Below are 12702 nucleotides of genomic sequence, written 5' to 3' on the forward strand. Positions count from 1 at the left end.
CGATTCTATGACGAGACTTCCACCGCCGCCGCCTCCAGAGGTGGTCGACCGTGACGATCGCCTGGCCGAGCTCGCTCGGAGCTGGCTGCGTGAACCCGCGGTGGGCCTGGACACCGAGTTCGTGCGCGAACGGACCTTCTTTCCGCGCCTGGGGTTGATCCAGGTCGCCGACTCCGCTGGCTGCTACCTGGTCGACACGGTTGCGATCCGCGACCGCTCCGGACTCGCGGAGGTGATCCGGTCCAGGGCGGTGACCAAGGTCTTTCACTCGCCGAGCGAGGATCTCGAGATCCTTCATCACGTCTTCGGTTTGGCTCCGGAGCGCCTGTTCGACTGCCAGGTCGCGGCCACTCTGTGCGGCCTGGGCGGTTCGCTGGGCTATGTGCATCTCGTCTCCCGGCTATTCGATGTCGAACTGGCGAAGGGAGCGCAGCGGTCCAACTGGTTGCGTCGGCCCCTGAGCGAGGAACAGGTCCGGTACGCCGGTCTCGATGTGGCCTATCTGCTACCCGCGTACGAACTACTGCGGTCGCGGCTAGCGGAACTGGGGCGCGAGGCCTGGGCCGACGAGGAGTTCGACCGCCTGCTGAGGGCGGCTGAAGCACGTCTCGATCCGGAGTGGTCGTTCAAACGGCTGGGGAGACCGGGCATGTCCCGTCGTCAGCTGGCCGCGCTGCGAGTGGTCTGCGAGTGGCGGGAACGTCGGGCACGGAGACGTGATCTCCCGCGGGGCTTCGTGCTCAGGGACGAAACGGTCCTCGATCTGGCGAGACGAATGCCCCGGAGCGGTCAGGGCCTGACCTCGGTGAAGGGACTCGGCCCGAGACAGGCCCGCCGCTACGGTCCGGCTCTCCTGGACCTCGTGCGCGGCGCCGCGGCATTGCCGGAGAGCGACCTTCCCAACCGGTTGGAGCGTTCGGGAGGGCGATCGGCCAGCCGCCTCACGGAGCGGTTGCGCGAGCTGGTTGCGCGCGTTGCGGGCGAGCTCGATCTTCCTGCCGAAACGCTGGTGTCCCGGCGGACACTGGAAGCCTGGGCGGCCCGAAGTCTGGAGCGGGGCGCCTGGGTCTGGCCCGGCGAGATCGAGGGCTGGCGCCGGTTCGTGCTGGAGCCGCAGGTCGATGGTGCGGGCTTGCTGGAATACCGCAGCCGGAAACGGAGCCGGCGCGGCCGCGGCAGAGGGTCTCGCGCAGCCGCTCCGCGCGACCGCCAGGGGGGCAGTCAATGAAGTTGGTTGAAGCGCTACCCCACACGATCGGTGACCTTTACGGTCTGTTCGACAGGGAAGCGCCGCCGGCGACCGTCGTGCCGGCGAGCGCCGTGCCGCAGCCGCAACGGAGCCTTCTGGCTCATGAGAGCCATATGACGGTGACCCTCGAGGCCCACCACCGTGGTCCGGTCGAAGTCGTCGTCCTGGATCGGGTGCTCCACGATGACCACTACGCGCGTAGGATTCTCCTTCGGCGTGCCGTAGACGCCGGCGGGAAGTCCGGTCGGAACGGTTCCGCGGTGGTGCAGTTCGGCATCGTGCTCTTCAACCTGCGCTTCGCGACTGACGAAGCACGACGCGACATCCTGAGCGAGAGCGTGCCGATCGGTCACATCCTGATTCGGCACCGGCAATTACGGCGGATCAGCACGCACAGCCTGCTCGAGATCGAGCCGGACGACGAGATGCGCCGCCACTTCGGCATCGCGGAGTCGGCTGGCGAGGCCAAACGGGTGTATGGGCGTCTAGCGACGATCTTCTGCGACGAGCGGCCGGCGGTCGAACTTCTCGAAGTGCTGCCGCCCGGCCCGGCCGCCGCGGTGTCGGCGTCCCCGTCCCGGACGTAGCGGGCGGACGGTCAGGCCCGCTCGACCGGGAAGGCGATCAGATCGTCGATTCGGCGCGCGCCCAGGTCGAGTCCGAGCAGGCGATCGAAGCCCAGGGCGACGCCGGCGCAGCGGGGAAGGCCGCTCCCAAGCGCGGCGAGAAAGCGGGATGGCATCGGCGGCTCCGGGCGGCCCGATTCGCGCCGCTTGATCAGGTCGTGTTCGAGCCGCCGCCGCTGTTCGCGAGCGTCGGTGAGTTCGCCGTAGCCGTTGGCGAGTTCGATGGGACCGACATAGGCCTCGAAGCGCTCCGCCGTCCTTGGATCGCTGGTTCCGATCCGGGCCATCGCGGCCTGGGAAGCGGGGTAGTCGAAGACGATGGTGACCCGGTCGGGCGGGAACGTCGGCTCGACCGTCTCGACGAACAGGCGTGAAAGAAGGTCGTCGCGGTCGAGATCACCGGCGTCCCGGGCCGAGGAACTGCGCTCCACGGCGCGGCGGAGGTCCACGTTCGGCGTGTCGTGCGGATCGAGACCCGTGTGACGTTTCATCAGTTCGGTGTAACTGGCGTAGACCGCCTCTTCCAGAGGGTGGGAGCCGGCGAGAAGGGTCTCGATCAGGGCGACCACTTCGCGCATCAGCCGAATGTGGTCCCAGCCGACGCGATACCACTCCAGGATCGTGAACTCGGTGTTGTGCCAGCGGCCTCGCTCACCGCCCCGGAACGCCTTGCAGACCTGGTAGATCGATCCGGAACCCGCGGCCAGAAGCCGTTTCATCGCCAGCTCGGGCGAGGTCTGGAGGTACATCCGACGGCTCGGGAAACCAGGCGCCTCGACCTGACAGCCCAGGCTGTCCAGATGCAGGTCGAGCGTGGTCTCGGTGCAAAGAAGCGGCGTCTCGACCTCGAGGACGTCCCGCTCGGCAAAGAAGGCGCGCAGTTCGGCCAGCATCGACGCCCGCCGGCGCAGTGCCTCGGGCGTTGCGGTGGGGCGCCAGTCGGCGCCGTTGCCGGTCACCGTGCGGCCCTAGGTCTTGGCGCGGGAGACGTACTCCCCGGTGCGGGTGTCGACCCGGATCGACTCGCCCTGTTGGATGAAGAGCGGGACCTTGACGGTCGCGCCGGTTTCGAGCCTGGCGGGCTTGCTGCCGCCGCTCGACGTGTCGCCCTTGAGGCCCGGATCCGTCTCGGCGACCTCCCTGATGACGAAGTTCGGCGCCTTGACCTGGATGGGATGACCGTTCCAGAGCGTGACGTTGCAGATGTCCTCTTCCTTGATCCACTGCTCGGCGCCGGCGAGCGCCTGCACGTCCGCTTCGACCTGGTCGTAGGTGTCGGGATTCATGAAGAACCAGTGTTCGCCGTCGCTGTAGAGGTACTGCATCGACGTGTCGACGACGTCGGCGCCCGCGAGCAGATCGCCGGGCTTGAGCGTCTTCTCGTTGACCCTTCCACTCAGGAGGTTGCGCATCTTGACGCGGGTGAACGCCTGGCCCTTGCCGGGCTTGATGAAGTCGCAGGAGATGAGCACGTTCGGTTCACCGCCCTCGAGCACCTTGAGTCCGGTTCGGACCTGGTTCATGTTGTAGCTGGCCATGGCTGGAAACCGCCCTCCCGCGTCACTCGAAACCCTAGCAGCCTGTAGCCGGCGGTCTGGCTGTGAAACCCTGCCTTCTCGCCTGCGTTGTGTATCGGTGAAGGGCGCGTCTCGCGCCGCAACTCTCAGCACCGAAACCAGGAGAGAGCGATGACCATCCGACCCTCGAGTTCCGTACCCGATGTTCCGAACCGCAACGCCGCCCCCGTGTCTGGCAGGTCGTTTCGGGTCGTGGGCGTCGGCGCCCTGTGGGCGGCCGCGTTCCTGGCCGTCCCGGCTTTCGGCGAGTTCGACGAGAGTTACCAATTCGACGCGAACTCGCTCACCGTGTCCAGTCTGATCGGCAAGATGGAGATCGGGCCGGCAACAGGTAGCCAGTTCGAGGTCGAGGTGTCCGTCCGCGGCAGGGACGGTACGCGGGAGAACATCAGGCTCGACGAGGACACGCGCGGGTCGCGGGCACGGTTGGCTGTGGAGTTTCCAGTCGAGGAGGAGAGACGGTACGTCTACCCCGAGTTCAGCCGTCGCCGCGCCAACCTGTGGTCGCGCCGGCCGGGCAGTTCCGAGAGTCTGCTGGGCGAGATCCTCCGCTCCATGTCGGGCCGCCGCATCCGGATCGAGAGGTCGGGGAGCGGCCTGGAAGCATGGGCCGATGTGACGATTCGGGTTCCGGAGGGGCGGTCGCTCAAGGTCGAACTGGGAGCGGGCGACATCGATGTGTCGGATGTCGCCGCCGATCTGGAAATCAAGACCAGGGCCGGCATGGCCGAAGCCGCCAGTCTCGACGGCGACGTGAAGATCGGCGTCGGCAGCGGTGGACTGACGGTGCGGGACGCGCGCGGTCGGCTGGTCATGGACACCGGCAGCGGCGGCGCAAGTCTGGACCGCTTCGAGGGTTCGGCGCTCTCGATCGACACCGGCAGCGGCCCGGTAGCGGTCACCGAGGTTGCCGCCGAGGCGATCGACATCGACACGGGTAGCGGCGGGGTCACGGTGGACGGCCTTGAAGCCGAGCGGTTCTCGATCGACACCGGCAGTGGCAGCGTACGGGTCGAGTCCGCGGGCGCCGACTCCGCAGTGATCGATACTGGCAGCGGCAGGGTGCACCTGGCCCTCGAGCGGATGGGCGACGGCAGGTTCGAGATCGATACCGGCTCGGGCGGCATCGTCATGCTGGTTCCGGAGGATCTGTCGGCCCGCTTCGACATTGACATCGGCAGTGGCGGCATCGATGTCGATGTGCCGATCGCGAAGACGCTGCACAAGTCGCGGGGCGAGATGCGCTTCATTGCCGGCGACGGCGATGCGCGCGTGATCCTCGACACGGGTTCCGGCAGCGTCCGCGTGGCGAGCGTGGATTAGTCCGCCGAGACGTCCGCCATCGCGCAGACGATCCCCCATTCCCGGGCCGTGACCGGCTGAACGGAGAGCCGCTGCCCGCGCCGGAGTAGCGCCATCCCCTCGAGGTCGGGCCGTTGCCGCAGTTCGGCCAGCGTCACCGGCTCGGCGAACTTGAGCCTGAACTCGATGTCGACGAGGTACCAGCGAGGATTCTCCGGGTCCGACTTCGGGTCGTAGTGAGGGTCGTCCGGGTCGAACTGGGTGGGATCCGGGTAGGACTCGCTGCACACCCGGGCGAGGCCGACGACGGCGGTCGGCTTCGCGTTCGAGTGGTAGTAGAGAACGCCGTCGCCGATCCGCATCCGGTCGCGCATCAGGTTGCGGGCCTGATAGTTGCGCACGCCGTCCCAGTAGGTCGACCCGTCGCGGGCCAGGTCGTCGATGGAGTACTCGCCTGGTTCGCTCTTCATCAGCCAGTACTGGCGTTCGTCGCTGGACATCGGGTTCTCCTGGTCGTCGTGCGGACCGCTACAGGATGCTGCGGCCGAAGAGGGAGCTCAGCAGGCCGAGGGCCAGCTTCGCGGTCTGGTTGCGGGTGTCGAGAATCGGGTTGACCTCGACCACGTCGACGGAACCGATGCCTCCGTGCTCGGCGATCAGTTCCATCAGCAGGTGGCCCTCGCGGTAGCTCAGGCCGCCGGGAACCTGCGTGCCGACGCCCGGTGCTTCCCTGGGATCGATCGAGTCCATGTCCAGGCTCACATGGAGAAGGTCGACGTGGTCGAGTCGCTCCAGGGCTTCCGTGGCCAGTGGGGCCAGGCCGCGTTCGTCGATCTGGCGCATCGTGTAGGCGGTGATCCCAGTCTGCTGGATCAGCGCCTGCTCGCCCGGGTCCAGGTCGCGCACGCCGAAGAGGACGACATCCTCGATTCGCAGCTTGGCCCCGGGCCGCCCCACGTTGACGAGTTCCGGCACGCCGTGACCGCAGAGCGCGGCCAGGGGCATGCCGTGCAGGTTGCCGGTGGGCGACGTCTCGGGCGTGTTGAAGTCGCCGTGGGCGTCGATCCAGAAGACGCCCGTGCGGTGCCGGTGGGAGACGCCGCCGACCGTGCCGACGGCGATCGAGTGGTCGCCGCCCAGGACGAGCGGCACGGAGCCGTCGATCACTGCCTGGCTGGTCGCCTCGTAGATGCGTTCACAGGCGTCGACGACCGGCTCGAGGAAGTCGAGCCCCGGCCCGTTCGCCAGCGTGTCGCGTTCCACGGTCTCGATGTTGCCGCGGTCCTCGACCCGGTAGCCGAGTCCGGTCAGGGCCGACTTGAGGCCCGCGTACCGCAGGGCGGTCGGCCCCAGGTCGACTCCGCGGCGCGACTGACCCAGATCGAGGGGCGCACCGACGATGCGGATCGTCGTCTGGGCGGCGGAGGCCAGGCTCGACATGATGCGACGGTAGCAACTTCCCGGTAGAAGTCGTTCTTCCGGGTTCCGCCCGCGGCCCAAGCTCATAGGATGCGGAGTGTCCATGTCCGTCCGGAACTTCTGCATCATCGCCCACATCGACCACGGCAAGTCGACGCTCGCCGACCGGTTGATCCAGCACTGCGGCGCCGTGGAGGAGCGCAACTTCCGCGACCAGATCCTCGACTCGATGGACATCGAGCGGGAGCGGGGAATCACGATCAAGAGCAACACGGTGACCCTCCGGCACCAGGACGCGGAAGGCCGGCTGTGTCGCCTCAACCTGATCGACACGCCCGGCCACGTCGACTTCTCGCACGAAGTTCGCCGATCGCTGATGTCGTGCGAAGGAGCGTTGCTCCTGATCGACGCGTCGCAGGGCGTGGAGGCGCAGACCGTCGCCAACCTCTACCTGGCACTGGAGTACGACCTGACGATCATCCCGGTGATCAACAAGATCGATCTGCCGTCGGCCGACGTGGACCGGGTGCGAGAGGAAATCGACAGCGACCTGGGCCTCGACCCGTTCGAGGCGGTGCTCTGCTCGGCCAAGACAGGTGAAGGGGTGGAGGACGTCCTCGACGCGATCGTGGCCCGGCTGCCGCCGCCGGACGGCGACGCGGCCGCGCCGCTCAGGGCGTTGGTCTTCGATGCCCAGTACGACCCCTACCGAGGCGTCGTCATGGTGGTCCGGGTGCGCGAGGGCACCCTTCGGCCCAAGCAGAAGATCCGGCTGATGCACACCGGCAGCGAGCACGACGTGGAGGAGCTGGGAACCCTCCTGCTCAAGCGCCGCAAGAGCGACGAACTGATCGCGGGTGCCGTGGGCTACGTGATCGCCGGGATCCGCAACATCTCGGAGATCGACATCGGCGACACGATCACGACCGCCCAGGGCGGCGCCGCCGAACCGATTCCCGGCTACCGGGAAGCAAAACCGGTCGTGTTCTCGTCGATCTACCCGGTGTCGAGCAACGACTACGAGGATCTGACCCGGGCACTGGAGAAGCTCGCCCTGAACGACGCCTCGCTGACCTTCGAGAAGGACTCATCCTCGGCGCTCGGCTTCGGTTTCCGTTGCGGATTCCTCGGCCTGCTGCACCTGGACGTCGTCCAGGAGAGGCTGGAACGGGAGTACGGGCTTTCGCTCGTTCTGTCCGCGCCGTCGGTGCGGTACCGGGTGGAGATGTCGGACGGCTCCATGCGGCGGATCGACAACCCGGCCGCCTACCCGGACCCCTCCGAGATCGCCGCCGTCTCGGAGCCCTACATCAAGGCCTCGATCATGCTGCCGGAGCGTTACCTCGGGGCGGTCATGGAACTCTGCCTCGAGCGCCGCGGCGGGAAGACGAACATCCACTACCTGGCGGTGGGACGGATCGAGCTGACCTGCGAGCTGCCGCTCGCCGAAGTGCTCTTCGACTTCTACGACAAGCTGAAGACCGTGACCCAGGGCTACGGGTCGTTCGACTACGAGCTGATCGGTTCACGAGAGACGGACCTGGTCAAGGTCGACATCCTGGTCAACGGCGAGCGGGTGGACGCCCTGTCCCAGCTCGTGCACCGGGACGAGGCGCGGCGGCGGGCACTCCGCTACTGCGAGCGCCTCAAGGACACGATCCCGCGCCAGCAGTTCAAGATCGCGATCCAGGGCGCGATCGGCGGCCAGATCATCGCCCGCACGACGATCGGCGCTTTCCGCAAGGACGTCACCGCCAAGTGCTACGGCGGCGACATCACCCGCAAGCGCAAGCTCCTCGAGAAGCAGCGCGAAGGCAAGAAGCGGATGAAGCGCGTCGGCTCTGTCGACATCCCGCAGGAGGCGTTCGTGTCCGTGCTGCGCAGCGACGGCTAGTGCCTACTCCGGCGTGTACCAGATCGGCGAGGACCAGGCGCGTTCCTGGATTGTCGGTGACACGTCCTGACGCGGCTCGACGCCTTCGCGCAGGGCGTCCCAGGTCGACCAGCGGCAGGTCGGGTTCTCGAGGACGCGCACGTAGTAGAAGGCGCGCTTCGAGGCGTCGAAGTCGGGATCCGTCCAGACGGCGCTGAGGTCGTCGGCGCCGGCGTCGTCGCTGATCTGGCAGGTCGCGAGGTCGACCGTGGCGCCGTTGTCGGGGCAACGGTGCGTGGCCGGATCGACCTCCGCGCCGTCGGAGCAGGCCACGTCGTAGACCATCTCCGCGCCCTGCCCGTCGCTCGACCATCCCTTGATCACCTGCAGCCGGTCGAGCGGCGCGGCCAACGCGTCGCGCATCGCCATGACCGCGAAGGTCGGCGCCGCGCCGACATCGCCGGCCAGCAGGTCGCCTCCCATCGGCACGCCTTCCGCATAGGCCCTGGTCAGGAACTCGGCATCGTCGAGGTCGCCGTCTTCGAAGGCGCCGGCGAAGAAGCGGATCTTCATGCGCGGTCCGGACGTCGCGAAGGTCTCCTTGTTGCGCATCGCGTCGAAGAGCGCCTCGCGGGTGTTCTCCTCGGCCCAGACGCCGGCTAGGCCGGAGGCGCCCCAGGTGTAGTAGTAGGTGTCGCGAAAGGACCGGCCCGAGCCGTCGTCGGTGCGCAGCGCGGCATCCGACTCCTGCGTCGGGTCATCGCCCATGCTCTGGTTGGCGCCCTCACCGGGCACCGATCCGCGGAGTGTCGCCGTCGCGTCCAGAATCCCGACCTTGGACCAGTAGTTGTCTTCCTGGAACGCGCCGCCCGAGACGTGCGTGTCGCTGGCGCCGATCAGGCCGAACTTGTACGGATTGGTCAGGCCGCCGTCGGCGAGCCGGAGACCGCGAATCAGGGCGTCGCGGACGTAGCTGCCGGGCGGGTCGCTGATGATCGTCGTCGCGATCTTGTACGGCATGATCTCGAAGTCGGCCCACTCGTCGTTGGGCGACAGCGCCGGATGGGTGTCTGACGTGCCCTTGACCTGGGTCATCTCGACGATCGGCTCGTTGCGCATCCGGACGTCGACGTAGTCCTCGTCGAGCGGGTCGCCGTAGAACTTCTCCATCTCGAACATCCGGCCGCCGGAGCCGTTCGGGTTGTGGGGGATGGCGAGCGCGTCGATGCCCTGGTCTCGCCACTCGTCCATCGCGGCCCAGAGATCCTCGGGGTTCTGCGAGTCGATCCGGCTGAACGGCGCTTCCGGGGCTTCGGAGCCGCGGAAGACCACGTTGCGGTGCAGGTTGTCCCGCTCGTAGCCGGACGACGTGTACTCGTAGGCGATGAAGGCCGTGAAGTTCCCCGGATCGTTGTGTGCCTCGGCCGCCTCGATGATCCTGGACCAGGCGTTTCGAACGACATCCATGTCGAGGTGCTCGTCCTCGCCCTTCCGGGCGTTCAGGTAGGGGCGCATGCCGACGAAGATGCCGCGCCGTTCGTCGGCGTCCTCGGCCACGCGGAGGTCGGCCGCGACCGGATGTCCGTACGCTGCCGAGCCGTCCTCGGTCATCGCCGGCAGCATCCCGAGGTACATGCCGTGGTCGGTCACGCCCTGGAAGTCGAGCGGCCGGTCGAGCTTCATGTCGAAGCCGGCGGGGTGCTTGATCGTCCCGCCCTTGGCGAACTCGTAGGCGTCGTTCGGATCCGTCGTCGTGCCGAAGATGAAGGCGTCGAACGAGTATCTGGTGTGGACGTGGAGGTCGCCGAAGTACGCGTTCTTCGTCGGGTTCGGGCCTTCGGCCGTGCCCTCGGCCACTTCCCCGGCGTCGGCAGAGTCGTCGCTCGGCGCGCAACCGGCGATCAGCAAGGCGGAGAACGCGGTCGCCGCCGCGAGCATCGTCAGCTTCTTCATCGGCTTCTCCTCAAGAGGGGTATCGAGGCAGTCTACTATTGGGTAACCAATCGCTGTTTGAGTTTCTCTCTCGAGATCGAGAAGGAGGTTCGCTGTGCGGAAGCTGACGGGTGGATTCGTTCTCGTCCTGGCGGGCGCCTTGGTGGCTGGGTCTCCGGGCCAAAGTGCTGAGCTGGACCCGGATCTCAGGGAGCGCGTCGACGCGTTGATCGCGGACGTCGCCCGGTCCCCGACGACCGTTTCGAACGTCGCCGAGCGCACTTCGGTTCTGTGGGAATGGGCGAACGTCGTCTCGATGCAGGGCGGCTTCGTGCCCAAGAACCTGCCCCTCGTCGTGTTCTACGGGCCGTTCCCCCGGCCTGGGACGGAACCGGCTCCGTTCCAACTCGCGTCGCTGGACGACTATGTGCGGCAGCTCGCCTGGCTGGACGAGGACGAGGAAGCCCTCGGAACCGTAACGCGCACCGGATCCGAGGTGTTCGAGGCACGCAGTTGGGCGACGATCGAGGTCGTCTACATGGTCGGCTCGCTCGGCATGCAGGAGGGCGGCGGGATCGTGATCTCGACGCAGGGCGCCGGAGGCTACGGCCGGTTGCAGACGACGGATCCCGCCGGCGACCACTACGTCTCCGCCCGGGTGAGCCGGGAAGGCATCAGCCTGGAGCAGGATGCGCACCCGATCTGGGGCCCGTACGGCGGCTTCCGCGGTCCTGCCGGTTTCCCGACTCTTCGGGTTCGCGGCGGGGATCTCTCGCCGGGCGACGCGATCACGTTGACCTACGGAGACCGGAGCGGCGGCGGCCGCGGTCTCGGCGTCGGCGAGTTCAGCAACGACCGGATCTCGCTGCCGATTCACGTCGACCCGGGCGACGGCAGGGTCTACGAGATGCCGCCGGCGACGTACGAGGTCGTGGGCGGGGCGGCGGAACGGGTCCACGGCTTCGCCCCGTCGATCGTCGGCACAGGCGAACCGTTCGTCATCTCGGTGCGCGCCGAGGACCGGGTCTACAACCGGGCGACCCGGGACATCCCAGGCCTCCAGGTCCTGCTCGACGGCGAGCAGGTGGCCGAACTGCCGGCCGGGCAGGCGATCCACCTGGTCGAGCTGGTCGCCGACGCGGAGGGTGTCCATCGCTACACGTTCCGCAGCCCCGACGGCGAGGTGACGGGCGCCGCGAATCCGGTGTGGGTGCGAGCGGATCCCGAACACCGGCTCTACTGGGGCGAGACCCACGGTCACTCCGGCTTCGCCGAGGGCCAGGGCACGCCGGACGGCTACTTCGCCTTTGCCCGCGACGATGCCCGCCTCGACTTCATCACGATGAGCGAGCACGACATCTGGCTGACGGACGGGCTCTGGGAGGAGTTGAACGAGGCAGTCCGAAAGTTCCACCGGGAGGGCGAACTGCTGGTCTTCGCGGGTTACGAGTGGACGTCGCCCCGGCAGCGCGGCGGTCACCACAACGTGTTCTTCCGGAACGTCGGTATGCAGCGGGTGGGTGTGCAGGCCGCGCCGAACCTTTCCGAGCTCTATCGCGGCCTGCGTGCCGAGTACGACACGGACGACGTGCTGATCATCCCCCACGCCCACCAGAATGGCGACTGGCGGCAGAACGACTTCGAGATGGAGAACCTGATCGAGATCATGTCGGGCCACGGCACGTTCGAGTGGTTCGGCAGCCGCTACCTGGAGCAGGGCTTCCGGGTCGGTTTCGTATCCGCGTCGGACGACCACCGGGGTCATCCGGGATACTCGCCCGGTCATCAGGCCGGCGCCTCGGGGCGCAGGTCGAACATCTTCCAGTTCGGCGGTCTGGCAGCCGCCTGGGCGCCGGCGCGCACCACGGACGCCGTGTTTGGCGCACTCAAGGCGCGCCACGCCTACGCGACCACCGGAGCGCAGCGGATCGTGCTCGATGCCCGGCTGAACGGGGCGCGGATGGGCAGCGAACTGGACCAGACCGATCGCCGTGTACTCGAGGGGCGGGCGATCGGCACCGGGCCGATTCGCCGCGTCGACCTGATCCGCAACGGCGAAGTCGTGGCGACCTTCGACACCCGCGGCGCCGGCGGTTCGGCGCTGCCGGAGGGCCAGTTCGAGGCCCTGGTCAGCTTCTTCTCGGAGACCTGGGTCGACATCCGGGACAACCCGCGTGGCCAGCGGCCGTGGCAGGGAACCGTGACGGTCGAAGGCGCGGAGCTGGTCGGCGGTCGCCTGACCGGAACGCCGTTGCCAGCCGACCGCTTCGGCGTCGACGGGAACACGGCCAGCTTCGACTTCACGACTCGGGGCTCGCGCCGGTCCTTCGCGCTGGTGCTGGAGGGCGATCCGGCGGCGGTTCGGCTCAGCCTCGAGATCGCGGCCGCCGCCGAATACGGCACCGCGCCGACGCAGGTGCGCACGCCGCAGCGGTTCGCTGCGGCGGAGTTCACGCTGGCCCTGCCGGCGGCGCCGGGAACGTCGGCCGATGCCCGCGGCGGCAACGAGCACGTGTTTCACGAAGGCGACTACGAGGACAGCGTGCGGGTCGACTTCGTCGAGGGACTGCGCGACGACGTCACCTTCCGATTCACCGACTTCGGCGAGGAAGAGGACTGGTACTACCTCCGCGTCGAGCAGATCGACGGCCACCTGGCCTGGTCGAGCCCCTGGTGGGTCGGCGGGGAGAAGCCGCGCTGACCTTGGCGTTACGGTTCGAGTTG

General features: G+C 67.8%; 10 protein-coding genes. 5 read left to right on the top strand and 5 right to left on the bottom strand.

Translation table 11 applies throughout. The annotated features are described in order from the left end of the window. Window positions 1–7 precede the first annotated feature (7 nt). Window positions 8–1228 carry a ribonuclease D gene (gene rnd, locus OXG83_03510; protein MCY3964084.1) on the top strand — a complete coding sequence of 407 codons (1221 nt, stop codon included), beginning with the start codon at window positions 8–10 and terminating at the stop codon, window positions 1226–1228. Beyond that, window positions 1225–1836: a hypothetical protein gene (locus OXG83_03515; protein ID MCY3964085.1), complete on the top strand. Its 612-nt coding sequence runs from the start codon at window positions 1225–1227 to the stop codon at window positions 1834–1836. The genes rnd and OXG83_03515 overlap by 4 nt, the downstream gene beginning before the upstream one ends. 11 nt (window positions 1837–1847) lie before the next feature. On the opposite strand, the gene epmA is transcribed toward OXG83_03515, so the two are convergent. After that, window positions 1848–2834: an EF-P lysine aminoacylase EpmA gene (gene epmA / locus OXG83_03520; protein ID MCY3964086.1), complete on the bottom strand. Its 987-nt coding sequence runs from the start codon at window positions 2832–2834 to the stop codon at window positions 1848–1850. Between the two features lie 9 nt (window positions 2835–2843). Next, on the bottom strand, window positions 2844–3413 hold the full coding sequence (efp, locus tag OXG83_03525; protein MCY3964087.1) for an elongation factor P: 570 nt from the start codon (window positions 3411–3413) through the stop codon (window positions 2844–2846). Window positions 3414–3563: 150 nt separating this feature from the next. On the opposite strand from efp, the gene OXG83_03530 reads away from it, so the two are divergent. Continuing rightward, entirely contained in the window at window positions 3564–4775 is a 1212-nt protein-coding gene (locus tag OXG83_03530) for a DUF4097 family beta strand repeat-containing protein (GenBank protein MCY3964088.1), read from the top strand. Here the strand turns inward: OXG83_03530 and OXG83_03535 are convergent. Next, entirely contained in the window at window positions 4772–5254 is a 483-nt protein-coding gene (locus OXG83_03535) for an EVE domain-containing protein (GenBank protein MCY3964089.1), read from the bottom strand. The genes OXG83_03530 and OXG83_03535 overlap by 4 nt on opposite strands. 28 nt (window positions 5255–5282) lie before the next feature. After that, window positions 5283–6194, bottom strand: a complete 912-nt coding sequence (gene rocF / locus OXG83_03540) for an arginase (GenBank protein ID MCY3964090.1) — start codon at window positions 6192–6194, stop codon at window positions 5283–5285. A gap of 82 nt (window positions 6195–6276) precedes the next feature. Between rocF and lepA the strand changes: the two genes are divergently transcribed. Next, window positions 6277–8067 (top strand): translation elongation factor 4, encoded by a 1791-nt coding sequence (gene lepA, locus OXG83_03545; protein MCY3964091.1) that lies wholly within the window; start codon window positions 6277–6279, stop codon window positions 8065–8067. A 3-nt stretch (window positions 8068–8070) separates the two neighbouring features. Here lepA and OXG83_03550 read toward each other — a convergent pair whose 3' ends face one another. Then, entirely contained in the window at window positions 8071–9999 is a 1929-nt protein-coding gene (locus tag OXG83_03550) for a DUF3604 domain-containing protein (GenBank protein MCY3964092.1), read from the bottom strand. A 94-nt stretch (window positions 10000–10093) separates the two neighbouring features. Here OXG83_03550 and OXG83_03555 point away from each other — a divergent pair, with 94 nt between their 5' ends. Beyond that, a complete protein-coding gene (locus OXG83_03555; GenBank protein ID MCY3964093.1) occupies window positions 10094–12679 on the top strand; it encodes a DUF3604 domain-containing protein in 2586 nt (861 codons plus the stop codon). Window positions 12680–12702: the final 23 nt, after the last annotated feature.

The organism is Acidobacteriota bacterium (assembly GCA_026707545.1).
In the GTDB taxonomy this organism is placed as follows: Bacteria; Acidobacteriota; Thermoanaerobaculia; order Multivoradales; family Multivoraceae; genus Multivorans.